This window comes from Bradyrhizobium sp. AUGA SZCCT0169 (assembly GCF_018130085.1).
Lineage (GTDB): Bacteria > Pseudomonadota > Alphaproteobacteria > Rhizobiales > Xanthobacteraceae > Bradyrhizobium.
In genome coordinates, this window is sequence record NZ_JAFCMC010000009.1 from 74,115 (window position 1) to 99,663 (window position 25,549).

Here is a 25,549-nt window from a genome sequence, read left to right on the forward strand (position 1 = left end):
TCTTCATGTGATGCGCGCAACTTGGCGCCGCGAATCGGTCTGTCTGACTATGCCACGGATGGGCTTAAAAAGTGACGGCCGGGGCCAAGGCAGAGCGCTTCTGTCGGGCGCAGCAATGACTGGAACTTTCACGGTTAACAATATCTAAACGCAGGTGAGGCGCCGGCTTGCTTTCAGCCCAAGGTTGCGTGAAGGTCGCTACGGGCTTGGGGAAAATAATCAATGATGAGGCTGGTTTTGGCGGCGGCAATCGCGCTGCCCTGTGTTGGCTGCGCGTCGGTAACGCGTGGAACGACAGAGAATATTTCCATCTCGAGCACGCCGGCAGGCGCGACCGCCGAGATATCGGGACTGGATGTTCCCACCGCCTGCGTGACGCCGTGCGTGGTCCAGGCCAAACGCAGCGCCGACATCATCGTGACAGTGAACAAAGAGGGGTATGAACCGCAAATCATTCCTCTCACCAAGGAGGTTCCCGCCACCGGCGCGGCAGGCTTCGCCGGCAACGTTCTGCTTGGCGGGGTGGTCGGCATGGGGGTGGATGCCGTTACCGGCGCGGCGCTGGATCACAAGCCAAACCCGGTCATCGTGACCCTGCAGCCGCTCTCGCCGGCACAACCCCGTCCCGCAAAGCCGCGACCGCCGAGGCGGCCGCCGCCGCCGCAGAGCTAGGCTCTGGTCGCTCCGGCCATTGATACCTGGTAGATGATCGCCGCGAACCGCGCCTTTACCGATTTTGTGGGGAAATTCCCCGTTTTGGGTAGGGAAAGCGGGCGGGGGGCGCGAGCGGGCGTTGAAATCACGCCCAGTGTCCGCCTTTGTGACTTGAAGTCACGCAACGGGCTGGCGTACCTGTTCCAAGGCCATGGGCCCGCGGGTTTGATTCAATGGCCGGATTTGGGGCTGGAAGGCGTTTAAGGGATGCAAGATTTTGCGCGCGCCCTGGCTGATTTCGTGCGCGATCATCAGGCCTGGGCAGCACCGATTGTGCTGCTGCTGGCGTTCGGCGAATCGCTGGCGTTCGTTTCACTGGTCGTTCCGGCCTGGGGGGCTCTGGTCGCGATCGGCGCCCTGATGGGCGTCAGCGGCATCAACTTCTGGCCGATCTGGATCGCCGGCGGCATTGGGGCGGGGCTCGGCGACTGGGTCTCCTACTGGGTCGGCTTCAAATACAAGGAGCAGGTGGCCCAGATCTGGCCGCTGTCGCGCTATCCGGAAATCCTGCCGCGCGGCGAGGCTTTCGTGAAAAAGTGGGGCGTGCCCTCGATTTTCATCGGGCGGTTCTTCGGACCGTTGCGGGCGTCGGTGCCGCTCGCCGCCGGCATTTTCGAGATGCCCTATTGGCCATTCCAGATCGCCAATTTCGTCTCCGCGCTGGTCTGGTCGGCAGCGTTGTTGCTGTTTGGCGACGTGATCGCTCACATTATCGAATGGGTGTGGCGGTTGTTGTGAACGCAGACGCTCGCGCTGCCGGAATAAGCCGGCGGGGGCAGGGGTTAGCTCTCATGATGGGGAACACCGGGCTTGCCTGCCGTCGCACCGCCGTCATCGCGTTAGCATTGAAACGCTGATAGAAGCGGCGGCAACCAGGGCCGAGAATCACACGGACACGTCAACAAAGCGGAAATCCCGCGAACCGCATTCATCGTCTCACTGGGAGGACATCACATGGATTTGACACGACGTCACGCACTCGCTGGAGCTGCGGCTCTCGCTGCTTCGCCTCTGTTACCCAGCATGCCGGCCAAGGCGGCCGCGCCGGTCGCCGAGAAGCAAGCGCCGAGTTTCTATCGTTACAAGGTCGGCGACGCCCAGGTGAACGTCATCTCCGACGGCGTCAACAACTTCGCGCTGGGCGACACATTCGTGCTCAACGTCAAGAAGGACGAAGTCAACGCCGCGCTCGAAAAGGCGTTCATGCCGAAAGACAAGATCAGCATCCAGTTCGCGCCGCTCGTGATCAATACCGGCGGCAAGCTTGTCGTCATCGACACCGGCAACGGCCCGGGCGCTTTCGCCTCGAGCAAGGGCAATGTCGGACAGTTCGCCAGCAACATGGTCGCCGCCGGGCTCGACCCCAAGGCCGTCGACATGGTGGTAATCTCGCACTTCCACGGCGACCACATCAACGGCCTCTTGACCGCGGACAACGTGCTGGCATTCCCGAATGCCGAGGTGCTGGTGCCGGCCGCCGAGTGGAAATACTTCATGGACGACGGCGAGATGGGCAAGCAGACCACGGAGCGCATGAAGGGCGTGTTCGCCAACGCGCGCCGCGTGTTTGACGCCGGGCTGAAGAAGAAGGTCACGCCTTACGAAATGGGCAAGGACGTCGCCCCCGGGCTGCAGGCGATGGCTACCCACGGTCACACGCCGGGCCACACCTCGTATGTCCTGTCGTCCGGTTCGGACAAGGTCTTCATCCAGTCCGACGTCACCAACCTGCCGGCGCTGTTCGTCACCAATCCGGGCTGGCACCTGATGTTCGATCAGGACCCGGCCATGGCAGAAGCCACCCGCCGCAAGGTCTACGACATGCTGGTTGCCGACAAGATGCGGGTCCAGGGCTTCCATTATCCGTTCCCGGCCAATGGCTTTGTCGAAAAGGACGGAACTGGATACCGGCTGGTGCCGGCGCCGTGGAATCCGGTGATCTAGCTCGTCTGCTGACCGTTGACCAAAGGCCGCCCTGGGGCGGCCTTTGTGTTTTGGCTTGACCCTGAAACCGGGCGGCCTTATAGCCCCGCCATGATCAACGCTTCGACCAGCCTCATCGCCCGCCGCCGCCGCATTCTCGCGGTACGGGCGGTTGTCTGCGTTTAAGATCATCGCCTCTGCCGCCGGATACGATCCGCGGCTCTTTCCCTTCAAGACACGCGGTTTGATCTGGCGGCTCCTACGTCAAGCAGGAGTTTGAAATGTATACGCCGCCTCCGTTCAAGCCCGACCGTGCCGCCAGCCTGGCGTTTGCGGAAGCGCGCGGCTTTGGCCTCGTCTGCGCGTGGGATGGCGCCAAGCCGATTGCCTCGCCGCTGCCGTTCTATCTCGGCTTTGCCGATGACGGGACGCCGCGCGCGCTGTTTCATGTTGCCCGTCATAATCCACTGGTAAAGCTCGCCGGCGGGACCTCGTCCTGGCTGCTGGCCGTCAACGGCGCGGATGCCTATGTATCGCCCGACTGGTACGTCTCGCCCGATCAAGTGCCGACCTGGCTCTACCAGGCCGTGCACCTGACAGGCACGGTACGGGCACTGTCCGACGACGAACTGGCCGAGCAGATCGATACGCTCAGCGCCAAGTTCGAAAACAGGCTGTTGCCGAAGAAGCCCTGGTTGTCGTCGAAGATGACGGCCGGGCGGCTGGACGCAATGAAGAAGGCGATCGTGGGTCTGGTGATGACGGTTGAGGAAATCGAGGGCAGCTTCAAATTGAACCAGCACAAATCCGACGCGGACTACTCAGCCATCAGCAATGCGCTGGCGTCACAGGGTGACGCTGATGCAGCCGGGATCGCAGGACTGATGCGCGAGGCGCGCCCGCAAGCCTTCATGACCGACATTACCGACACAGCAGCAGCGAACGAAACGACGACGCTTGAAAGGAACGCGCCATGACCCTGACCGATATCAAGCCGCACACGACCGGCGACACCAGGAAGCCCACCATCTTTGTCGATGGCGCGTCCGGAACGACGGGCCTTGGCATTCAGGAGCGGCTGCGCCTGCAGGGCGACGTCGCGCTCAAGAGCATTGCCGAGGACAAGCGCAAGGACGCCGGAGCCAAGCGGGCGCTGATGGAGGAGGTGGATCTCGTGATCCTCTGCCTGCCGGACGATGCGGCGAAGGAAACCGTGGCGTTGATCGACGGCATGGGCGCCAAGGGACCCAAGGTGCTCGACGCCTCGACGGCGTTTCGCGTCGCGCCCGACTGGACCTATGGTTTTGCGGAACTCGCGCCTGACCAGGCCGACAAGATCAAGGCGGCACGGAAGGTCTCGAACCCGGGCTGCTATCCAACAGGCGGGATCGCCCTGCTGCGCCCGCTCGTGGACGCGGGACTGCTGCCGTCGGACTATCCCGTCACCATCAATGCGGTCAGCGGTTATTCCGGCGGCGGCAAGTCGATGATCGAAAGTTTCGAAGGCGGCACCGCGCCGTCCTTTGAACTCTATGGTCTCGGCTTCGAGCACAAGCATCTGCCGGAGACGCAGCTGTACTCACGGCTCACGCGGCGGCCGATATTCGTTCCGTCGGTCGGCAACTACCGGCAGGGCATGCTGGTGTCGGTGCCGTTGCATCTCGACGCGCTCCCGGCCAAGCCCGATGGCGCGGCACTCCATGCCGCGCTGGCCAAGCGCTACGCCGGCAGCAAATATGTTTCCGTGATGCCGCTCGAATACGCGACGTCAAAAACCGGACGGCTGGAACCCGAAGCGCTCAACGAGACCAACAAGCTCGAGCTCTACGTGTTTGCAAGCCAGCAGCATCCCCATGCCGTTCTGGTCGCGCGTCTCGACAATCTCGGCAAGGGCGCCTCCGGAGCCGCCGTGCAGAACATGCGGCTGATGCTGGGGTTGGCCGACAGCTAGGCCCAAAGCGCCTTACGCTCACGCCGGCATCACGCTATCAGCGCGATGCCGGCGCTGCCGCCCGTTCGGCCGTCGGGGCTTGCGAGCGCATCCCAGAACCGCAGAATCCATAGTTGCGTCCGGCGAAGGCAGGTCTAGTGTTTTTGCTGCAACACGCGGCTGATGCTGGGCCTCGCCGATTGCGAGAGGGATTCGTGGACGAGGCGACGCTTCAATTCTACCGCGGCCATGCCGAGGCTTACGCGGCGCGCGAGATCACCTCGCGTCGGGCAAGGCTGGAGGCGTTCCTTGCGCTGCTTCCACCTGGCACTGCCATTCTCGAACTCGGATGCGGCGCCGGCGGCGACACCGCGGAAATGCTGGCGCGGGGCTTCGACGTGTCGCCGACCGACGGATCGCCGGAAATGGCTGAGGTGGCGTCGCGCCGTCTTGGCCGCCCGGTCGGGACGCTGCTGTTTCATGACATCGACGCAGTCGGGACCTATGACGGCGTGTGGGCCAACGCCTGCCTGCTGCACGTTCCGCGCGATGACCTGGCGCAGGTGCTGTCGCTGATCTGGCGCGCGCTGAAACCCGGCGGCGCTTTCTTTGCCAGCTTCAAGACCGGTGACGCCGAAGGCCGCGACACGCTAGGCCGCTACTACAATTACCCGTCGCCTGATTGGCTGCGCGAAACCTACGCCAGCGCGGGCAACTGGAATTCGCTTGAAATCGAGACCGGCGAGGTCATCGGCTTCGACAACCAGTGGGCCCCGATGCTGTTTGTCGTGGCCCGGAAAAGCCTCTGATCTGATGATCCCCGAGTCCGGCAAGTCAATGTTCCGCGTCCTGGTCGTTCTCGCGATTACGCAGGTCATCGGATGGGGCACGATCGGACTGCTTGCGGTCGTCGGCGGGCAGGTCGCCGCCGATCTTCACATGGACATCTCAGCGGTGTTTGCCGGCAACTCGATCTTCTATGTCCTGATGGGTCTGTGCGCTCCTGTCCTGGCAAAGCCGTTCACGCAATTTGGTGCCCGCCGGGTGATGATTGCAGGCACCGTCATCGGTGCGCCGGGCTTCGTTTTGCTGTCGTTCGCGCAGGGCCCGATACAGTTTTTCGCGGCGTGGGTGATCCTCGGCGCGGCCGGCAGCGCCACGCTGGCCACCGCCGCCTACATCTTGCTCAACGAGATCGCCGGGCGTGATGCGAAGCGTGGCATCGGCGCCATGATGCTGGTGACCGGGCTTTCCAGCAGTGTTTTTTGGCCTACCACGTCGTTTCTGTCAGAAGTTGTGGGCTGGCGCGGAACCTGTCTGGTCTATTGCGGCATGCTGCTGCTGTTGTGCCTGCCGCTGTATTATTTCGGATTACCGCGTCGACCCGAACGGGCCGGTGAAGCTGTCGCCACAGCGTTGCCGGCGAGCGCGTCGCCGATCGTGTTGAAAAGCACCTTCTACCTGATCCTGGTGGCTCTCGCGTTCAATGCGTTCGTTTCCTTCGGATTCAGCGCGGTCATGATCGAGCTTCTGAAAGCGGAGGGCCTGTCGCCGGCGACGGCCGTTACCTTCGGCTCGATGCTTGGCGTGATCCAGGTCAGCGCGCGGGGACTCGATTTCCTTGGTGGCGGGCGGTGGGACGGGATCACGACGGCACTGTTTGCCGGCTCGGCCATTCCCGTGGCGATGTTGTTTCTGATGGTCGGCGGCGGATCGCATTGGGCGATCGCGGCCTTCATTCTGCTGTACGGCATGGGCAGCGGCGCGTTCGCGGTCGCCCGTGCGACCATACCGCTGGTGTTCTACGACCAGGCCGAATTCGCCAAGGCGACCTCGCGGCTGGCGTTGCCGCTAAATATCATTTCCGCAGCTTCGCCCCCGCTTCTCGTCGGCCTGCTGACGAATGTCGGCAGCAACGCGCTGCTTGGCGTTGCCATGGCATGTTCGTGCGGGGCGCTCCTGATCCTGCTTCGGCTCAGGAAGCTTCGCCCGGCGATCGCTGCAATTGCCGCGGGTTGATGGAGATGCGGGGGGCCGGCGCTCAAAGCACCTGGAAAATCGCCAGCGCCAGCACGGCCTGCGCGAGGAAGCCGACGGTGAAGGCGAGCGTCCGGAACACCGGCAGGCCCAGCGTGTAGACGATCAGATGCGCGACGCGGGACCAGAAATAGACCATGCAGGCCATCACGGTCCATTTGGTGGAATAGTCGGCCAGGTTGAGGATCAGCACCAGGGGGGCGAAGATGATGAGGTTCTCGACCGCGTTGTCATGCGCGAACATCAGCCGGTTGGCCCATTCCGAATGCGGCTTGTCGTTGCGCGAGGGATTGGCCATGGCGCCGGAAAGGCCGCGGATCTGACAGCGGTTGATGATGTAGGGGACCCACAGCAGGCCGGTCAAAATCACCGTCAGCGCAAGCCAGAACAATTCACGCGTCATGGTTTCCCCCTCATTCGATTTTCGAATCCCGATACGGGATATCAGCTTATAGCCAACCCCGCGGGCTTGCGCTACGCGCGGACCCGAACGTAGCTGCCGGGCGCATCCTCGATCGGCGGCATCGCCTCGGAGCCGACCGCGCGCGCGGGCACCACCTCGGCGTCGAGGCCCTCCAGCCATTGACGCCAGTCCGGCCACCACGATCCCTTGTGCTCGGTGGCGTTTTTGAGCCACTCGGCCAGCGTGACGTCCTTGATGTTGTCGTTGGTCCAGTACTGATATTTTCCAGACACCGGCGGATTGACCACGCCGGCGATGTGGCCGGATCCGGACAGCACGTATTTGACCGGCCCGCCGAAGAACTGCGAGCCGTACAGCACCGAATCCGCGGGCGCGATGTGATCTTCGCGCGTCGCCAGATTATAAACCGGCACCTTCACCTTCGAGAGGTCGAGCAGCGTGTTATCAAGCACCATGCTGCCGGTGGACAGCCGGTTCTCCAGGTAGCAATTGCGCAAGTAGAAGGAATGGTTGGCTGCCGGCATTCGCGTCGCGTCCGAATTCCAGTGCAGCAGGTCGAAGGAGGAGGGCGGTTGTCCCTTCAGGTAATTGCTGACGACGTAGGACCAGATCAGGTCGTTCGAGCGCAGCATGTTGAAGGCCATCGCCATCTTGCTGCCTTCGAGCACGCCGGCTTCCTGCATGTCGCGCTCGAGCGCCGAGATCTGGCCTTCGTCGACGAACACAAGTAGATCGCCGGCATGGGTGAAGTCGACCTGGGCCGCAAAGAACGTCGCCGAGGTGACGCGCACGCGGCGCTTTTCGGCGAGCCACGCCAGCGTCGAGGCGAGCAGGGTGCCCCCGACACAATAGCCCGCGGTATGAACCTTCATCTCGCCCGTGACCTTTTCGATGACGTCCATCGCGGTCAGCGGTCCCTGCCTCATGTAGTCGTCAAACGTCTTCTTGCCGAGTTCCTTGTCCGGATTGACCCAGGAGATCACGAACACGGTGATGCCCTGATCGACGCACCATTTGATGTAGGATTTTTCCGGCTTGAGATCGAGGATGTAGAATTTGTTGATCCAGGGCGGCACGATCAGCAGCGGCGTGCGCAGCACGGTCTCCGTGGTGGGCGTGTACTGGATCAGCTGCATCAGTTCGTTCTGGAAGATCACCTTGCCCGGCGTCGTCGCCATGTTGACGCCGACCACGAGGTTGGTGGGATCGGACTGGCGGATGCGCAGCGTGCCGCGGCCGGCTTCGATGTCCTCGGCCAGCATCTTCATGCCGCGCACCAGATTGTCGCCGTTCGACGCCAGCGTCTCGCGCAGCACTTCCGGATTGGTGAAGACGAAATTCGACGGCGAGATCGCATTGCTGATCTGCTGGACGTAGAATTCGGCCTTCTTGCGCGTGTGCGGATCGATGCCTTCGGCGTTCTTCACCAGTTCCTGCGCCCATTGCGTGGTGAGCAGGTAAAGCTGCATCACGAAGTCGAAGAACTTGTTGGTCTTCCACTCCGGATCCTTGAATCGCTTGTCGCGCGGCGACGGCTCGATCGCGGGCGGGGCCTCTTCGCCGGCCATGCGGCGCACCGTCGAGCCCCAGAGATCGAGATAGGCTTTGGCCATCTTGACCTGCAGATCGGACGCCCGCTCTTTGTCCGAAAGCCAGTATTCGGCGACCGTGCTGAAGGTCTTGATCACCTCGGCGATCTCATTCGGCGGTTTGTCCTTCAGCTCACCGTTTTCGCGCGGCTTCAGGTAGGCCGCGAGCGCCTGGCCACTGCTCTCCATGGCCCTGGCGATGTTCATGGCGAAGGCTTCAGCGTTGAACGATTTCGCAGCGTGGATTTCGGTGTTAACGTCGGTCATGTCAGGGACACTATAACTTCATTTCGAGTTCGTCACCGCGCCTGACGGCGGCGGTAGGTTTGGGTTAATCCTGTTGCACTGCGATAAAATTTCTCCGTTCGGACACATTGAAGCCGCACCGCTTGAGTTACCTGTTCTGGCTTTAATCGTTTCGGGCGACAATGGTTTGAAGGGTTGCGGAGAATTTGACGCAGCTCGACGACCCGGCGCGCTGCAAGGCGCATACCAACAGCTCTTGCCAACGCGCGCTGTGCAAACGATCTAAGGCAACGGGACAGGTATTGGGGACTTCCGGACGGATGCCGGTGAATCGGATGATAAGGCTATGGTCGATGGCCGCGCTGTTCGCAACCGCGCTCGCGGTCAGCGGCTGCTCGACTTCGATCGCGGATTTGCCAGGTGTCGGCGTGCCGGGCGAGGCGCCCGCGCGTCCGAAGGAAGCCGGGGGCTACCTGCCGGTCCACGACCTGCCGCCGGAGCGCGACGAGGCGGTCATCAAGCCGGCGGAGCAGGCCAAGATCGAGGCCGAACTGCGTGCCGCGCGGGATCGTCAGGCGGCCGCGGCCGCAGCAAATCCTGCCGCCAAATAAGCTGTCTGTTTTTTAAGCGTTTCGTGACGCGATCCGGCTACCGCCCCCAAATGAAGTCCCCGGCAGGCTTTCGCTTGAAAACGCTATAGTCTCTGGCGCTGCGGGACGCCCGTGCTAAAAGAGCCTTAATTCAACCGCATCACGGTCCGGCACTCAGGATACTGCGCCTGAATTCGCTCTAAATCATTGATTGAGCGCGAGTTTTGGACGGAGCCGAATTCGGCTTCGAAAACCGCAGATTCTACCGATTCTGTCCCGCTGGTCGTCGGAGCAAGGGTCCCATGGAAGATTTCTACCGCATCCGCCGTCTGCCGCCTTACGTGTTCGAACAGGTCAACCGGGCCAAGGCGGCCGCGCGGAACGCGGGTGCCGACATCATCGACCTCGGCATGGGCAACCCGGATTTGCCGACGCCGGCCCATGTGATCGAGAAGCTGAAGGATACGCTGGGCAAGCCGCGGACCGACCGTTATTCGGCCTCGCGCGGTATTACCGGGCTCCGCAAGGCGCAGGCCGGCTATTACGCGCGCCGGTTCGGCGTCAAGCTCAACCCGGAAACCCAGGTCGTCGCGACCCTGGGCTCCAAGGAAGGCTTTGCCAATGTGGCGCAGGCGATCACCGCGCCCGGCGATGTCGTGCTGTGCCCCAATCCGAGCTATCCCATTCACGCCTTCGGCTTCCTGATGGCGGGCGGCGTGATCCGCTCGGTACCGTCGGAGCCGACGCCGCAATTCTTCGAAGCGGTGGAGCGCGCGATCATCCATTCGATCCCGAAGCCGATCGCGCTGATCGTCTGCTATCCGTCCAATCCGACCGCCTATGTCGCCGACCTCGATTTCTACAAGGATCTGGTGGCGTTCGCGAAGAAGCACGAGATCTTCATCCTGTCGGATCTGGCCTACGCCGAAGTCTATTTCGACGACAAGAACCCGCCGCCCTCGGTGTTGCAGGTTCCCGGCGCGATCGACGTCACCGTCGAATTCACCTCGATGTCGAAGACGTTTTCGATGGCGGGCTGGCGCATGGGCTTTGCCGTCGGCAATGAGCGGATCATCGCCGCGCTGGCGCGGGTGAAATCCTATCTCGATTACGGCGCGTTCACGCCGGTCCAGGTCGCGGCCACCGCCGCCTTGAATGGCCCGGATGATTGCATTCGCGAAATGCGCGACACCTACCGCAAGCGCCGCGACGCGCTGGTGGAAAGTTTTGGCCGCGCGGGATGGGATATTCCGCCGCCGGCCGCCTCGATGTTCGCCTGGGCGCCGCTGCCGAAAGCCTTTGAGGGCGTCGGCAGCATGCAGTTCGCCACCCTGATGGTGGAGAAATCGGGCGTGGTGGTGTCGCCCGGGGTTGCCTTCGGCGAGCACGGCGAGGGCTATGTCCGCATCGCCATGGTGGAAAACGAGCAGCGTATTCGCCAGGCCGCGCGCGGCGTGCGGCGCTTCCTTGAAAGCGGCATTGAAACGTTGCACAACGTGGTTCCTCTCGCCAACCGGCGGTAGGCATGATCCCGAAAAGCGGACTTCCGGTTTTCGGAACCAGATCGTGCTTGGTTAGCTCTCTTCGGCAGGTTTTTTGGTCATGGTCGCACCCCTGAAAGTGGGCATCGCGGGGCTCGGCACTGTTGGCGCCGAAGTCGTCCGCCTCATCGAAGCACAGGCGCGCACCCTATCGGCGCGCAGTGGACGCGGCGTGAAGGTCGTCGCCGTCACCGCGCGCTCCAAGGTGAAGAAGCGCAAGCTCGATCTGCGCGGCATCGAATGGGTCAAAAGCCCGCTGGCGCTGGCCAATCACCCCGGCATCGATTGCTTCGTCGAACTGATGGGCGGTTCCGGCGATCCGGCGCTGTCGGCGATCGAAGCCGCGCTCAAATCAGGCAAGTCGGTGGTGACCGCCAACAAGGCGCTGATCGCCAAGCACGGCGTGCGGCTGGCGAAGGCCGCCGAGAAGCATGGCGGCGCGCTGAACTACGAGGCGGCGGTGGGGGCTGCGATCCCCGTCATCAAGACCCTGCGCGAGGGGCTGGCCGGCACGTCAGTCAATCGCGTCTATGGCATCCTCAACGGCACCTGCAATTACATCCTGACCCGGATGGAGCAGGAGGGCCTGTCGTTTGCCGAATGCCTGAAGGACGCGCAGCGGCTCGGCTATGCCGAGGCCAATCCGTCGTTCGACGTCGACGGCCACGACACCGCCCAAAAGCTTGCGATCCTGGCCAGCCTCGCGTTCGGCACGAAGGTTGCACAGAGCGCGGTGTACGTCGAAGGAATCTCCTCGATCGCGCCGGAAGATCTGCGCGCCGCTGAGGAACTCGGCTATCGGGTCAAATTGCTTGGGGTCGCGGTGCGGACGGCGAAGGGTATCGAACAGCGCGTGCATCCGACCATGGTGCCGAAATCCTCCTCAATTGCGCAAGTCATGGGCGTCACCAACGCCGTCACCATCGACGGCGAGGGCATTCCGCCGATCACGCTGGTCGGCCCGGGCGCCGGAGGTGCGGCTACCGCGTCCGCCGTCGTTGCCGACATCGCCGATGTCGCGCGCGGGATTCGCGCCACGCCGTTCGGACGCCCGGTGGAGCGCCTGCGCGCGACCACAAAAGCGCCGATGGAACGCCATGAGGGCGGCTATTATATCCGCCTGATGGCGCGCGACCTCGCTGGAACCGCTGCCACCATCGCGACCCGTCTGGCGGAACAGAAGATATCGCTGGAATCGATCGTACAGCGTCATCCCGACGGCGTTGACGCCAACGGATCGACCAAGAAAACGTCACCGGTTCCGGTTATTCTGATTACGTATGCAACGTCGGAAGATGCGGTCTATCGTGCGCTGGAAGCGGTGCAGCGCGACAAGGTGATCAGCGGCCGGCCGCAGGTGATAAGGATCGAGAAGAACTAGCGCGCAATCCCCCGGGTCGCGCACACGCGCGATCCCCAGATTGTACGCCACAAGAAACTGATATGCGGACCGAATGGTGCGCTGTGAAGACTCAAAGGAGTGCTTGGTATGTCGACCCATATTTCCGTTCCGCCGCAGCTGTTGCTCGAGCGCATTCTCACGCTTGAAATCGTGCGGGTAACGGAACGCGCTGCGGTTTCGGCCGCGCGTTTGCGCGGCCACGGCCAGGAAAAGGCGGCCGACCAGGCTGCGGTCGACGCGATGCGGCGCGAACTCAACAAGCTGCCGATCGAAGGCACCATCGTGATCGGCGAGGGCGAGCGCGACGAGGCGCCGATGCTGTTTATCGGCGAGAAGGTGGGCCTCAACGCCGGCCCGCAGGTCGATATCGCCGTCGATCCGCTCGAAGGCACCACGCTGTGCGCCAAGAACATGCCGGGCGCGATCGCGACCATGGCGATGGCCGATGGCGGCACGCTGCTGCACGCGCCCGACGTCTACATGCAAAAGCTCGCGGTCGGTCCCGGTTACGCCAAGGGCGTGGTCGAACTGGACGCTTCGCCCGCCGACAATGTGCGCCGGCTCGCCAAAGCAAAGGGCGTCGATCCCGCGGCCATCACCGTGCTGGTGCTCGATCGTCCGCGCCACGCCGACATCATTGCCGGCGTTCGCAGCACGGGCGCCGCGGTGCGGCTGATCACCGACGGCGACGTCGCCGGCGTGATCCATTGCGCCGACCCCGACAATACCGGCGTCGACATGTATATCGGCACGGGCGGTGCGCCCGAGGGCGTGCTGGCAGCAGCGGCGTTGCGCTGCATCGGCGGCCAGATGCAGTGCCGCCTGATCCTCGACTCCGAGGAAAAGCGCGAGCGCGCCCACAAGATGGGCGTCACCGACCCCAAGATGATTTATGGCATCGAGGACATGGCGCGGGGCGACTGCCTGTTCGCGGCGACCGGCGTTACCACCGGTTCCCTGCTCTCCGGCGTCAAGTTCCGCCAGGACGTCATCGAAACCGAAACCGTCGTGATGCGTTCGGTCACTGGTACTGTCCGCTACATCAAGGCCGAGCACCGGCAGCTGGACAAGTTCCACCTCGACTGAGGAACGTGCATATGGCTGGAGAAATCATCATCCGGCCGATCGGCGAAGACGAACGCGCGGCGTGGAATCCGCTGTGGGACAGCTATCTCGCCTTCTACAAGACGGCGCTGACGCAGGACGTCAGCGATCTTGCCTGGTCGCGGTTTCACGATCCGGACGAGACGATGTTTGCGCTCGGCGGCTATGTCGATGGCCGGCTCGCCGGGTTCGCGCACTACCTGTTCCATCGCTCGACCTGGGCGCCGAAGCGATACTGTTACCTCGAAGATCTGTACGTCGCGGATGACGCGCGCCGCCATGGGCTCGGGCGTGCGCTGATCGAGGCGGTGTATCAAAAGGCCGAGGCGGCGGGGGCAAGCCGGGTCTATTGGCTGACGCAATCCAGCAACGCGCAGGCGCGTGCGCTCTACGACAAGGTTGCCGACAATCTCGGATTCATCCAATACCGAAAGGTGATTTAGTCGTCGTCGTTCCGGGACGCGAAGCGAACCCGGAACCTCGAGATTCCGGGTCGCATGTTCGATGCGCCCCGGAATGACAACAACAACAAAAAAACAGGGAGCAAGCATGTCCGATATTTCCGCCGTCAAGGCCCTGGTGTTCGATGTGTTCGGCACCGTCGTCGACTGGCGCAGCAGCCTGATCGCGGATTTTACAAAGTGGTCCGAGAAGCGCGGCATCGAGGCGGACTGGACCGCGCTCGTTGACGGCTGGCGCGCGGTCTATTCGGCCTCGATGGATGAAGTGAGAAAGCATCCCGAACGCGGCTACATGATCCTCGACACGCTGCACCGGCAATCGCTGGAAAAGCTGGTCGCGCAGCTCGGCATATCGGGCCTCGACGACGCCGATTTGCATTACCTCACCATGGGCTGGCACCGCCTGCATCCCTGGCCGGACAGCGTCGCCGGCCTGACGCGGCTGAAGACAAAATACATCATCTCGCCGCTGTCCAACGGCAACGTCGCGCTCTTGACCAACATGGCGAAATTCGCCGGCCTGCCGTGGGACCTGATCATGTCGGCCGAACTGTTCGAGCACTACAAGCCCGATCCCGAAACCTATCTCGGCGCGGCAAAACTGCTGTGTCTGCCGCCGGAGCAGGTGATGATGGTCGCCGCGCATAACCAGGATTTGAAAGCCGCGCAGAAGTACGGTTTGAAAACCGCCTTCGTCGCGCGCCCGACCGAATACGGCCCCCTGCAGAAATACGATTTCGAAGCCAAGGGCGACTGGGACATCGTCGCGAAGGATTTTGGCGGCATTGCCGACAGGATGGGGTGCTGACGCCTCTCGTGTCCCGGACGCGGTGCAGCGCTTCTTCAGCGGCGCACCGCAGAGCCGGGACCTTTTTCGTCGCCATGGGCCCCGGCTTAGCAGCGCACCGCTTTAGCGCTGCGCAGCATCCGGGGCACGTGCCACCCGTCTTCTTCGTTCTTATCCCGCGTTGCTCAATATCACCCCGTACCAGCCAAGCCCCCGATACGTCTCGTACCCCGGCGTCGCGTGAAACGCGACCAGCGTGCCTGATCGGTCCTGGTAGAAACCGCTGCGCCGTCCATCCAGTGAAAGCTGCACGCGCTCGCTGAGGATGCCCTGGCCGTCGGAGGCTGCGATGACGCGGAATTGCGAATCGACCAGCAGCACGCGGGCCTTGTCGGCGGCGCCGACGCGCACGCCCTGGACGATGGCGCGGGCCTGCGCTTCCCAGTCGAAATGGATCGCCAGAATGCCGGTCGCGGCGGCGTTCGCCCTGCCACCGGCGCGCACGCTGGCGCAATAAGTGGCGACCTGGGCATGACCGAGCAGGGGCTGGGATTCGACGTCGCCTGCGACATAGTCGTCGCCGGAGCGTAAAGCCCGCGCGTCGCGAAACCATTTGGTCGACGCCACGTTCTGGCCGACGACGCCATAGCGATCCGCCCGGCCGTTGGCCAGCACGTTGCCGTCGAGGTCGCAGAGCCACAGATCCAGATACACGGTGTAGGCGCCAAGAATCACCGCGAGGCGCTCCGAGACATGGGCTACGGCCGAAGCATCGGGGGAGGCGGCGCAGTCGACGACGGCTGAATCGGTGGCCCACCAGCGCACGTCGCAGGTGCGCTCATAGAGGTTGCGGTCGATCAGTTCGATGGCGTTGAGCGACAGATCCACCATGCGCTCGCCGCGCGACCGGTCGCTCATTCGCGCGATCGAGTTCATCAGATCGCCGGTGCGGTTGGTGAGCTGGCTCTCGAGCTCCCGCGCAATGGTCTCGACCTGCTGTCCGACATTGCGGACTTCCTGGGCGACCACGGCAAAGCCGGCGCCTTGCGCGCCGGCGCGCGAGCTTTCGATCAACGCGTTCAGCGCCAGCATCTTCATCTGGTTGGTGATCTTCTGGATCGATCTGGTCTTGTCGCAGGCGACCTGGTTGACCTCGGCGGTGAGCCGCGAGATCAGCGCGGAGATGTCGGATTCATCCTTGTCGGTCGCTGAATAGGCCGCGGTTTTGGCGGTCGATCTTGCAAGCGCGACGGACATTTCGAATTTCCTCTGCCTTCGCCCCCTCGATCGATCTCCTGCAGAGCGAATCGGGATTTAGGTGGGCGCACGTTCCCTCCGTTGTCGCGAGTCTTGCCTAATAGCTGGTTTAATTTTGAGGTCCGCTTGGGTAGTTGTACGGAGGTGAATTGCACGTTGTTTGTGCAGGTCATTTTTTAGGCAGTGGCCGGGCTCCGCGGGGATGCGAAGCCCGACGGGTGTGGTCAGGGTCGCCGGCGTTGGCTCAATAGATCTTCTTCGGGACCGAGGGCGGGGAAAAGGGATTGAACGGCAGGGTGCCGTTGCCCAGCTTGCCGCCGGTCACCGCGTCCAGTTCTTTTGCGGTCAGTTCGATCGGCTTTTCGTTCGCGCGTTCCATGTTGCTTCTCCTGTTGCTGTCCCGGTGCAACATTGCATCGGTCTGATCAGGACAATGACGGCTCGGCGACGGCGGCGCTGTTCCCTCGGTGACAATCGAAGCGGCAACAGCCGGCGGGCGGATTTGGAGCCGACCTGTCCGACGCCGCTCGCAGAAGGCGCAATCCGTGCTGCGTGCTACTCCGACCAAAGCCCAATAGTGTGGCAGCTATCTTCCGCCGGATATTGCGGTAAGCTTTCACCGGAAAAACCCGCGCCCGCTGGGCAAGAATGGGTGGTCGATAATGCCTGATCCCGTCGCCTTGTTCGCCACCGTCGTTCTGCTGTTTCCGATGGGTTATTTCCTTTTGGCGGCGCCGGCCTTTCTGCTGGTGTCGCTCGACATCCCGCCGGTCACCCAGCTGTTGCGCGGCATGTTCAGTTCCTATTTCCTGATGGTGGCCATTGCCGGCGCCATCGGGACGGTCGCCGTTGGCATGACGGGCCGGCTGTTTGTCGCCCTTGCTATTGCATCGATCGCGGCTTTCGCGGTCTGGACGCGCCGCTGGTTTCTGCAGCGGTGGGATGCGCAGCTCCGAGCCAGGGACGCCGGCGACGCCGAGGCGGTACGCCGGTTGCGGCGGCTGCACTGGGGCGGCATGCTGTGCAACGCGGCAGAACTCACCGTTATCTTGATCAGCATTCCCTACGTCGTCGTCACGCCGGCTTGATCAGGGCCGCAGGGCGGTTCCGCCGTTCCATCACCCAACAAGGTTACGTAGAAGTCCGGAGCGAAGCCGGCTTCGTAGCAATCTCCCGTTAGGGAGGTTTGCGTACAATTGCGCGTTATTGATTGCATTGCTCGGAATGATTGTACGCCGTTACCTTCGCTGAACCGGAAAGACCGCAGAGGCGGCTTTCACAGGTGGCACCATGCTTGTTCATTTCGTGACGGATGAGCCTGCGAAAATTCCAGCCATCCGCGCGATGCTGGAACCGCAGTATGATGTTCAGTCCCAACTGCTGGGGGCCGCCAGCGCGAAGATCAGCTCAAGCGGCGTATTGATGATTGACGCCGATCTGCGCAAGCCAGTTCCTGTGGAACAGATCAAGCGCGTGCTGCAGGACCTGCGTAGCGCTTCGGAAAAGCTGTTTGTCGTTCAGAGCCATCTGCACCACATGGTGGCGCAGGCGTATGCACTTGGCGCGACCGCCGTGGTTTCGCGTCCAAAGGAAATCATTTCGAAACTGGAGCAAATCGACGTCGCCCAGAAAGCGGCGCAGGCCGGCATCGCCGTTGCATCCACCGAGATCACCAGTGGTGCGGCGGCCTTCGCATCCATGTTCTCGGCGATACGCGAGGGCAAACCGATAACGCTTTCGAGTGCCGAGGACGCCACATCGGAGATCATCAACGGTATCGAGCAAAACGGACTTGGCGTCTGGCTCGACGACGTGCGCCGCTATCACCAAGGCACGTTCCAGCACTGCCTGCTGGTAACGGGCGTGGCGGTCGGCTTCGCTCTGAGCATCAAGTTCTCCAACGCAGACGTAAAGCGGCTCGGATTGGCCGCCACGCTGCACGATGTCGGCAAGGCACGCATTCCCCTGGCTATTCTCGACAAGCCCGGACGTCTTGATCCGGACGAAGAAGAGATCATGAAGCGCCATCCGATTATCGGTTACGAACTATTGAAGGCTCTGCCGGGAATTAGCCCGGAGACTCTGGATGGCGTGAGGCACCATCACGAGTTTCTGGACGGCTCCGGTTATCCCGATGCGCTGACGGCGCCGGAGATTTCCGACCTCGTACGATTGCTGACGATATCCGACATCTTCGCCGCGCTCATCGAGGCGCGGCCATACAGACCGCCAATGTCCCGGCAGGATGCCTACAATATCCTGTGCGCCATGGATGGAAAGCTGGAACGGTCGCTCGTGAAGGCGTTTCAGAGCGTGGCGCTAAAGGCATGACCCACAACTGCAGAATGAGGTTTGCGCCGTTTTCTGCAAGGCAATTTCAGCCCGGACTTTTCACATGGAGCTAGACTAGCCATGGTTGCCGCAGCATCGCCGGATTCAACCGCGGAACTGACCGGTGCCGCCAAGGATGAGTCGGCCCAGCGGGATGCCCGAATTCTGAAGCAGGTGGCGGCCCTGTTCTTGTCCAATGTCGATCGCCTCCGTGAATCCCAGATAGCTGCGTTCGATGGCGTCCTTGTGCCCCTGATCGGGCGGATCGAGCCAGCAACGCTGGTCCATCTGAGCGAAGCTCTGTCCACCACCGATCTCGCGCCATGCGAGACCATCCGCAAGCTCGCGTTTCACGATGACCCCTTGGTGGCCGCGCCCGTTCTGCGAAACTCCAATCGTCTGTCGGAAGCGGATCTTGTTGAAATCGTCCAGACCCGCAGTCAGCAGCATTTGCTGGCTATCTCCGGCAGAAATACTCTCAGCGAAACGCTGACCGATGCGCTGATGAGGCTTGGCGACGTCAGCGTCTCCAACGCACTGGCCCGAAATGCGGGAGCACGGTTCTCCGAATGCGGTTACGCGACACTTGTCGGAAGGGCGGAACGTGACGAACGCCTCGCCGAAAAACTCGGCCTCCGCCTGGACATTCCTGCGAACTTGCTGCGCGAGCTGCTGACAAAGGCGACCGACATCGTGCGGGCGCGATTTTTGACGGCACCGCGACCGGTTGTGCAGGCGCGTGGGACGAACGCCAAACCGATCAACGCCGCTCCGCGAAAGAAGATTGACTACACCCAGGCGCAGAGCGAGGTCCTGGCGCTCAATCGCTCCGGCAAGCTCAACGATTCAACAGTGAACCGGTTTGCGGTTCGGAGCGAATACATCCATGTGGTGGCAGCACTGTCATTGTTGTCTGAGGTGAAGATCGAGGCGATAGAGCCGTTGCTCGAACCCGAGCGGTTGTATGGACTGATCGTGGCGTGCAGGGCCAGCAGGTTAAGCTGGTCGACAATGACCATGATCATTCGCAATCGGCCCGGTTGTCCGCCTCCGACGCAACGCGAGCTTGATCAAGCTCACGAGGTATTTGACACCTTATTGCTGTCTGTGGCGCAATGGACGGCGCGGTTCGGAGCCGATCGAATGGCGGCGAAGAAGATTGATTGTGCAACTGCTGTGTCACGGTAGCAAACGTAGCGGCAGCTCGTAGGATGGGTAGAGCGTAGCGAAACCCATCATAGTCCATCATAGTCCATCAACGACGGCGGTTGATGGGTATCGCGGAGCCTGCCATCGGGCGCGCATTCGCGCGACCGTTGGCTCCACCCATCCTACAAGGGCCTATTGCGTCTCCAGCGTAAAGCCGATCTTGAGGGCCACCTGATAGTGAGCAATCTTGCCGTCCTTGATGTGCCCGCGGGTTTCGACAACTTCAAACCAATCCATGTTCCTGACTGTCTTGCTGGCCAGTTCGATTGCCGTACTGATTGCATCTTCAATGCTGGTTTGCGAAGAACCGACGATTTCGAGAATTTTGTAAACGTGATTTTTCATTTTGGTGCTCCTGGCCAGTTGCGCCGCTGATGCATCCTTTCGCATCGAGTGAAGACGACGATGCGACCAGGACAATAACCGGATGCGACCAAGGTGGTTCCTGAGCAGGTTCGGTCATTTGCGAGGAGCGGCTTGTCCGCCGAGTTTCAAAGGGCGAAGGCGGAAGCAATCATCCTTGCGTTAGCGACGCCATGGAATGTTTCGCGGAGCCTGTCATCGGGCGCACATGCGCGCGACCCTTTGGCTCGCAATGACGATGTGGTTCGAGAAGACGCGACAAATTGACCCGACGGGCAGATCACTTCCGATTTACGGAAATCATGTCAAGCCCCGAAATAAAAAATATTTCGCTTTCGCCGTCGGGCAAATCATCTCTACGAGTTTGCGTTATCCCGTCCCACTCAGAGGGGCGTCGGCCGTCGTCACGACGAGGGGCGGGTTGCGGTGGACGTGACAGTTGCGATGGACGGTCGCGGCTGAAGCGTACGGCGAAAGCGTGTGGTCCTGACGCCCGTAACGGCGTCAAGCCTTGTGGGAGCTAACGCTTCCGAGGGGCGACGGTGGCAATAGAGGCCGTCTCACCGGGGAGAGCGCGTCATAAGCCGTAAAGCCATTGCGCAGGGAATGTCGGATGTTCTCCGCTGCCCTGTATGCTCATGTGCAGCATTCTTATGCACAATCGCACATGAGACCGCGGGTGCAGCGCGCATCCGGCTGCGCCCTCTGACTTCGAGGGCGGAAAGAGTTCCTGCAAACCTCGGGCGATCAGCGTCGCGAGCTGTTGACGCGCGTCGGCTTTGCTTTGACATTGATTTGGGAAGTGCGCAGAGATGGGGCTGACCCCAGGCCCGCCAGACCGAAAGCCCCATGACGCCTCCTGCTACCGCTTTGCCCGTTGAATTGCCGCCGGCGTTTCTCGGCGTGTCGCAATCGGCGACGGGAAAATTGTGGCGCGACCGGCTCGATGCGAGGGGGGCGGCGAGGGCGCTGGCGATCGTGCAGCGCTACCAGCTGCCGGAGATGCTGGCGAGGGTGATCGCCGGCCGCGATGTCGAAATCGACGCCGTCGCGGATTTCCTCGACCCCACCATCCGCAAATTGATGCCGGATCCCCACACCGTCACGCAGATGGAAACCGCGGCCAAGCGTATCGCGGACGCGGCCACGCGCGGCGAGAAGGTTGCGATCTTCGGCGATTATGACGTCGACGGCGCGACCTCCGCGGCACTGCTGACCTGGCATTTGCGCCATTGCGGGCTCGATCCCTTGATCCATATTCCCGACCGCATTTTTGAAGGCTACGGGCCCAATGTGGAGGCCGTGCGCGCGCTTTCGGGCAAGGGCGCGACATTGCTGGTGACGGTCGACTGCGGCACCACCAGCATCGAGCCACTGGCGGAAGCGCGCAAGCTCGGGATGTCCGTCGTCGTCATCGATCACCATCAGACCGGCGACGACTTGCCGGAGGTCGACGCGCTGGTGAACCCGAACCGTGCCGATGATCTCTCGGGCCTCGGTTATCTCGCCGCCGTCGGACTCGTGCTGGTGACGCTGGTTGCTGTTAACAGGGAACTGCGCGGCCGTGGCTTCTGGAACAGCGAACGGCCGGAACCAGATCTGCTGGGCATGCTGCATCACGTGGCGCTCGGCACCGTGGCCGATGTCGCGCCGCTGACCGGGCTCAACCGTGCGTTCGTCGCCAAGGGCCTGATCGCGATGCGCCGCCGCGACCATGTCGGGCATACCGCGCTGATGGACGTGTCGCGGCTCAACGGACCGCCCGAGGCCTGGCATCTCGGCTTCATGCTGGGGCCGCGCATCAATGCCGGCGGCCGCATCGGCCGGGCTGATTTGGGCGTGCGGCTGCTGCTGGAAGGCGATATCTCCGAGGCCGCGCGGATCGCCGCCGAACTGGATCGGCTGAACTCCGAGCGCCGCATCATCGAGCAAGCGGCGGAAGCGCAGGCCGAAGCCGAGGCGCTGGCTTCGCTCGGGCTCGAGGACAAGGGATCGGTCATCGTCACGGCCTCCGAAGGCTGGCATCCCGGCGTCGTCGGCCTCGTCGCCTCGCGGCTGAAGGAAAAATTCGCGCGGCCGGCGTTTGCAATCGCTCTGGAGCCGGGCGGCATCGGCACCGGTTCGGGCCGCTCGATTTCAGGCGTCGACCTCGGCAAGGCGGTGCGGCAGGCGGTGAAGGAAAAACTGCTGATGAAAGGCGGTGGCCACGCCATGGCCGCGGGCGTGACGCTGCGCAAGGAAAAGCTCGCGGAGTTTCGCGCCTATATGGAAAGCGCGCTCGCCGAAGACGTCGCCAGTTCCCGTCACGAAAACGAGCTGTTCATCGACGGCGCGGTCAGCGCCCGCAGCGTGACACCGGAATTCGCGAACACGTTGAACCGCGCCGGGCCGTTCGGCGCCGGCAATCCGGAGCCTGTCATCGCGCTGCCGGCGCATCAACTGGTCTATGCCGATGAAGTGGGGCAGGCGCATCTGCGCGTGCGTTTCAAGTCCGGCGACGGCGTTATCGTCAACGGCATCGCGTTCCGGTCCGTCGGGCAAAAGCTCGGCCACGCCCTGACGCAAAACCGCGGCCAGCCCTTGCATGTCGCAGGATCGCTCACGGTCGATCGCTATCAGGGCACCGAGCGCGTGCAATTGCGCGTGATCGATGTCGCGGTGCCGGACCAGGGACCGGCCGTGATCAGGTAAGTTCATCCACCAGACGACAAAACCAACAACCAAAAATGGGAGCAGACATGGCAGGACAGGTTCAGGGAAAAGTCGCGCTCGTGACCGGCGGCGCATCCGGCATTGGCGCGGCATGCGCCGAATTGCTGGCGCGTGAAGGGGCGTCGGTAGTGGTCACCGATGTCGATGAACTGAAGGGGCCGGAGGTTGTCGCGGGTATCAAGAAAGCCGGCAACGAGGCTGTCTTCCTGCATCAGGACGTCACCAGCGAAGCGCGCTGGATCGACGTCGTGGCCGAGGTGATGAAGCGCTATGGCCGGCTCGACGTGCTGGTTTCCAACGCCGGCATCGGCATCGCGGTGCCGTCGATTACCGAGATGTCGCTGGAAGACTGGCGGCGGCAGACTGCGATCAATCTCGACGGCGTGTTCCTGTCGGTGAAGCACTGCCTGCCGGCGATGCGCAAGACCGGCGGCGGCTCCGTGATCATGATGTCGTCGCTCGCAGGCATTCGCGGCGCGGCCAGCCTGTCCGGTTATTGCGCGACCAAGGGCGGCGTCCGGCTGTTTGCGAAAGCGATCGCGATGGAATGCGCGACGTTCGGCGACGGCATTCGCGTCAACTCGGTACATCCCGGGATCATCGACACGCCGATCTGGGGCAAGATCCCGACCGAGGCGGCGGGGCGCGGCCAGAACGCGCCGATCGATCCCGAGGAGCGGGCGAAATTCGCAACTCCACTGGCCCGCGCCGGCCATGCCATGGACATCGCGAAAGGCGTTTTGTATCTCGCCTCCGATGCGTCGAGCTACGTGACCGGGACGGAGCTCGTGATCGACGGTGGCATGAACGCAGGCGGGGTCGCGCGGCCGGGGGCGTGACTATGTTTGTCCGTCATTCCGGGATGGTTCGAAGGACCAGACCTCAGGTGCGCAATTGCGCACCGGGGAAGCTCGAGATTCTCAGGTGCGCAATTGCGCACCGTAGTTCACGCTTCGCGTGCCCCGGAATGACCGGACTAACCGCCTTGCCGCAGCCGCGCCAGCACCTTGAGCCCGCCATAGCCGTCGGCGGGCAGCAGGCCCATCTTGGTCTGGTAATCCCGGACCGCCTTCATGGTGTCATTGCCGACGCGGCCATCGGTGCCGCCGGTGTCGAAGCCGGCTTTTGTCAGCCGCGTCTGCATCTCCTGCACCTCGGCCAGCGTCAGCGCGCGTTCGGAGCCCGGGAAGGGATGAATGAACGGCGGCGCGCCGAGAATGCGGTCGCCGAGATGGCAGATCGCGAGCGCATAATTCATCGACGGATTGTAGCTGCGCACCGCGTAGAAATTCGGCCCCAGCAGGAACGCGGGTCCGCCGGCGACCGGCACCCACAATTGCGCGGACGCATTCGGTTGCGGGAAAGGCTTGCCGTCGGCGCGGGTGACGCCGGCGCTGGCCCACGCCGCATAGGTGCGGTTGCCGCTGCCGGACGCGCCGCCGGCGCGGACCTCGTAACCCCAATGTTCGCCGCGGTGATACTTGCCGCGATTGACCAGATAGCGCGCGCTGGAGCCGAGGGCGTCGTCCGGCTTGCCGAATGGCGAGACGCGGCCGTCCTTGTCGTAGTCCATGCCGACATTGAGCCAGACTTCCGGCATCCACTGGGTATGTCCCATCGCGCCGGCCCACGATCCCCGCATTTCCTCCGGCGTGCCCCAGCCGCGGTTGACGATCTTCAGCGCGTTGATCAGTTCGGTTTCCCAATAGGCGCGGCGGCGCGGCTCGTTCCAGGCCAGCGCTGCGAGCGAGGGAAAGATCGGGCGCATATGGTTCTGCTGCACCAAGGGATCGCCATAGGCGGATTCAACGCCCCACAGCGCCAGCAATGTGCCGCGCTCGACGCCAAAGTCCTGCTCGATCCGCGTGAACAGCGCCTCGTTCTTCCGCAGCGCTTCCTTGCCCGCCGTGATGCGCCAGTCCGAGGCGCGGCGATTGACGTATTGCCAGATCTGCTCGTGGAATTCCGGCTGCTTCTGCATCTGCCGGAACACGGACATGTCGGGCTCGATCCGGCCCATCACGCGGCTCCAGGTCGCGTCCGATATGCCTTTTGCCAGCGCGCGAGCGCGAAAATTATCGCGCCACGCGTCGAAGCCGGGCGGCGCCGCGGCCAACGCGGCAAGCGGATTGGCGAGCACGGCTGCGGTGCCGATACCGGCTTGCAGCAGGGCGCGGCGGGTCGGCGATCTCAGAGAATCGAACGGTTCCATGGCGGTATTGTACGGGGCAGGGCGCGCTCACCAAAGCGCATTTGCGCGGCGCCGTCGTCGCAGCCGGAACGTGGAACTCCCGAAGGTAGAATAGTCGCCCTAGGCCTGCTGAAAGTCCGCAGCGATCCGTGCGAGCCAGCGCCGGACCGTCGCCTGCGCGGTGGCCGAAAGCCCGGCCGCCAGGCGACGTTCCACCGCCTGGACGTGACGGCGGCATTTGTCGAGCAGCACGGTGCCGCGCCGGGTCAGTGTCCATTGCAGCACCCGGCCGTGGATCGGGTGCGGGGTCTTCCGGATCGCGCCGTCGCGTTCCAGATTGCGGATGATGACGCCGACGGTTTGCGGGGTCAGCAGGGCGACCCGCGCCAGATCGGCGCCCGACAGGCCTGGATAGGCCCGCAGCATCGTCAGCACCACGAATTGCGGCGTGGTGACGCCGAGTTCGGCGAGCGCCCGCTCCAGCGTCAGCCGGGTCGCGGCCTGGGCCTGCCGCAGCAAATAAGCGAGGTGGCCTTGCTCGCCGCGCTTGCCTTCACCCGGCGGCGGCGGGCGGATCATCGCGAGCACGGGATCGGCAGCGGATTTTTCCGGGCGCTGGCGAGGGTTCTTGCGAGAGGATTTCCGGCGCAAAGAATTTTTTGCCGCGACGGATTTTCTGGATTTTTTCGACGCCGTTTTTTGTGGCTGGCGCAGTTTGGATTTTACCGAAGGTCTGAT

The 25,549-nt window shown here is 62.9% G+C and carries 25 protein-coding genes; 18 read left to right on the plus strand and 7 right to left on the minus strand.

Translation table 11 applies throughout. The annotated features are described in order from the left end of the window. The first annotated feature begins 225 nt into the window (after positions 1-225). The 7 genes from JQ609_RS13190 to JQ609_RS13220 all read left to right on the plus strand — a co-directional run bounded on the left by JQ609_RS13190 (position 226) and on the right by JQ609_RS13220 (position 6,586). The gene (locus tag JQ609_RS13190) at positions 226-672 is read left to right on the plus strand and encodes a PEGA domain-containing protein (protein WP_212273813.1); all 447 of its coding nucleotides are present in this window, start codon (positions 226-228) and stop codon (positions 670-672) included. A 249-nt stretch (positions 673-921) separates the two neighbouring features. Next, entirely contained in the window at positions 922-1,452 is a 531-nt protein-coding gene (locus JQ609_RS13195; RefSeq protein WP_192740860.1) for a DedA family protein, read from the plus strand. 216 nt (positions 1,453-1,668) lie between these two features. Beyond that, positions 1,669-2,658 carry an MBL fold metallo-hydrolase gene (locus JQ609_RS13200; protein ID WP_212208773.1) on the plus strand — a complete coding sequence of 330 codons (990 nt, stop codon included), beginning with the start codon at positions 1,669-1,671 and terminating at the stop codon, positions 2,656-2,658. Positions 2,659-2,918: 260 nt separating this feature from the next. After that, the gene (locus JQ609_RS13205; protein ID WP_212208771.1) at positions 2,919-3,614 is read left to right on the plus strand and encodes an FMN-binding negative transcriptional regulator; all 696 of its coding nucleotides are present in this window, start codon (positions 2,919-2,921) and stop codon (positions 3,612-3,614) included. Continuing rightward, complete coding sequence (gene argC / locus JQ609_RS13210; RefSeq protein ID WP_212208770.1) at positions 3,611-4,588, plus strand: N-acetyl-gamma-glutamyl-phosphate reductase; 978 nt, start codon at positions 3,611-3,613, stop codon at positions 4,586-4,588. The genes JQ609_RS13205 and argC overlap by 4 nt, the downstream gene beginning before the upstream one ends. A 194-nt stretch (positions 4,589-4,782) precedes the next feature. Next, the gene (locus JQ609_RS13215; protein ID WP_312014848.1) at positions 4,783-5,376 is read left to right on the plus strand and encodes a class I SAM-dependent methyltransferase; all 594 of its coding nucleotides are present in this window, start codon (positions 4,783-4,785) and stop codon (positions 5,374-5,376) included. Positions 5,377-5,404: 28 nt separating this feature from the next. Then, entirely contained in the window at positions 5,405-6,586 is a 1,182-nt protein-coding gene (locus tag JQ609_RS13220; protein ID WP_249127939.1) for an MFS transporter, read from the plus strand. A 22-nt stretch (positions 6,587-6,608) separates the two neighbouring features. Here the strand turns inward: JQ609_RS13220 and JQ609_RS13225 are convergent, their stop codons facing one another. Together JQ609_RS13225 and JQ609_RS13230 are read right to left on the minus strand one after the other, a co-directional pair. Further along, positions 6,609-7,007 carry an MAPEG family protein gene (locus JQ609_RS13225; protein ID WP_212208766.1) on the minus strand — a complete coding sequence of 133 codons (399 nt, stop codon included), beginning with the start codon at positions 7,005-7,007 and terminating at the stop codon, positions 6,609-6,611. A 71-nt stretch (positions 7,008-7,078) separates the two neighbouring features. After that, positions 7,079-8,884 (minus strand): alpha/beta hydrolase, encoded by a 1,806-nt coding sequence (locus JQ609_RS13230; protein WP_212208764.1) that lies wholly within the window; start codon positions 8,882-8,884, stop codon positions 7,079-7,081. A 332-nt stretch (positions 8,885-9,216) separates the two neighbouring features. Here JQ609_RS13230 and JQ609_RS13235 point away from each other — a divergent pair, with 332 nt between their 5' ends. The 6 genes from JQ609_RS13235 (at position 9,217) to JQ609_RS13260 (ending at position 14,769) form a co-directional block, all read left to right on the plus strand. Then, positions 9,217-9,474, plus strand: a complete 258-nt coding sequence (locus JQ609_RS13235; protein WP_249127941.1) for a hypothetical protein — start codon at positions 9,217-9,219, stop codon at positions 9,472-9,474. Between the two features lie 281 nt (positions 9,475-9,755). Then, the gene (locus JQ609_RS13240; RefSeq protein WP_212273740.1) at positions 9,756-10,976 is read left to right on the plus strand and encodes an LL-diaminopimelate aminotransferase; all 1,221 of its coding nucleotides are present in this window, start codon (positions 9,756-9,758) and stop codon (positions 10,974-10,976) included. Between the two features lie 79 nt (positions 10,977-11,055). Further along, positions 11,056-12,375, plus strand: coding sequence for a homoserine dehydrogenase (locus tag JQ609_RS13245; protein ID WP_212273741.1), 1,320 nt, complete (start codon positions 11,056-11,058; stop codon positions 12,373-12,375). A gap of 108 nt (positions 12,376-12,483) precedes the next feature. Next, positions 12,484-13,482, plus strand: a complete 999-nt coding sequence (gene glpX / locus JQ609_RS13250; RefSeq protein ID WP_212273742.1) for a class II fructose-bisphosphatase — start codon at positions 12,484-12,486, stop codon at positions 13,480-13,482. A gap of 11 nt (positions 13,483-13,493) precedes the next feature. Next, positions 13,494-13,943 (plus strand): GNAT family N-acetyltransferase, encoded by a 450-nt coding sequence (locus JQ609_RS13255; protein ID WP_212208760.1) that lies wholly within the window; start codon positions 13,494-13,496, stop codon positions 13,941-13,943. Between the two features lie 106 nt (positions 13,944-14,049). Next, positions 14,050-14,769 (plus strand): haloacid dehalogenase type II, encoded by a 720-nt coding sequence (locus JQ609_RS13260; RefSeq protein WP_212273743.1) that lies wholly within the window; start codon positions 14,050-14,052, stop codon positions 14,767-14,769. A gap of 150 nt (positions 14,770-14,919) precedes the next feature. Here the strand turns inward: JQ609_RS13260 and JQ609_RS13265 are convergent, their stop codons facing one another. Both JQ609_RS13265 and JQ609_RS35530 read right to left on the minus strand, forming a co-directional pair. Next, positions 14,920-16,005 carry a methyl-accepting chemotaxis protein gene (locus JQ609_RS13265; protein WP_212273744.1) on the minus strand — a complete coding sequence of 362 codons (1,086 nt, stop codon included), beginning with the start codon at positions 16,003-16,005 and terminating at the stop codon, positions 14,920-14,922. A gap of 244 nt (positions 16,006-16,249) precedes the next feature. Further along, positions 16,250-16,384, minus strand: coding sequence for a hypothetical protein (locus JQ609_RS35530; RefSeq protein WP_283813846.1), 135 nt, complete (start codon positions 16,382-16,384; stop codon positions 16,250-16,252). Between the two features lie 283 nt (positions 16,385-16,667). Here JQ609_RS35530 and JQ609_RS13270 point away from each other — a divergent pair, with 283 nt between their 5' ends. From JQ609_RS13270 to JQ609_RS13280, 3 genes are all read left to right on the plus strand, one after another. Continuing rightward, the gene (locus JQ609_RS13270) at positions 16,668-17,093 is read left to right on the plus strand and encodes a hypothetical protein (RefSeq protein ID WP_212273745.1); all 426 of its coding nucleotides are present in this window, start codon (positions 16,668-16,670) and stop codon (positions 17,091-17,093) included. Between the two features lie 202 nt (positions 17,094-17,295). Next, positions 17,296-18,336 carry an HD-GYP domain-containing protein gene (locus tag JQ609_RS13275; RefSeq protein WP_212208749.1) on the plus strand — a complete coding sequence of 347 codons (1,041 nt, stop codon included), beginning with the start codon at positions 17,296-17,298 and terminating at the stop codon, positions 18,334-18,336. Positions 18,337-18,417: 81 nt separating this feature from the next. Then, positions 18,418-19,524 (plus strand): DUF2336 domain-containing protein, encoded by a 1,107-nt coding sequence (locus JQ609_RS13280; protein WP_212273746.1) that lies wholly within the window; start codon positions 18,418-18,420, stop codon positions 19,522-19,524. Positions 19,525-19,677: 153 nt separating this feature from the next. Here JQ609_RS13280 and JQ609_RS13285 read toward each other — a convergent pair whose 3' ends face one another. After that, on the minus strand, positions 19,678-19,890 hold the full coding sequence (locus tag JQ609_RS13285) for a dodecin (protein ID WP_212208747.1): 213 nt from the start codon (positions 19,888-19,890) through the stop codon (positions 19,678-19,680). Between the two features lie 867 nt (positions 19,891-20,757). Between JQ609_RS13285 and recJ the strand changes: the two genes are divergently transcribed. Continuing rightward, positions 20,758-22,599: a single-stranded-DNA-specific exonuclease RecJ gene (gene recJ / locus JQ609_RS13290; RefSeq protein ID WP_212273747.1), complete on the plus strand. Its 1,842-nt coding sequence runs from the start codon at positions 20,758-20,760 to the stop codon at positions 22,597-22,599. A gap of 47 nt (positions 22,600-22,646) precedes the next feature. Next, entirely contained in the window at positions 22,647-23,459 is an 813-nt protein-coding gene (locus JQ609_RS13295) for a glucose 1-dehydrogenase (protein ID WP_212209410.1), read from the plus strand. A gap of 137 nt (positions 23,460-23,596) precedes the next feature. Here the strand turns inward: JQ609_RS13295 and JQ609_RS13300 are convergent, their stop codons facing one another. Beyond that, a complete protein-coding gene (locus tag JQ609_RS13300) occupies positions 23,597-24,832 on the minus strand; it encodes a lytic murein transglycosylase (protein WP_212273748.1) in 1,236 nt (411 codons plus the stop codon). Positions 24,833-24,931: 99 nt separating this feature from the next. After that, entirely contained in the window at positions 24,932-25,390 is a 459-nt protein-coding gene (locus JQ609_RS13305; protein ID WP_212273815.1) for a MarR family transcriptional regulator, read from the minus strand. Between the last annotated feature and the right edge of the window lie 159 nt (positions 25,391-25,549).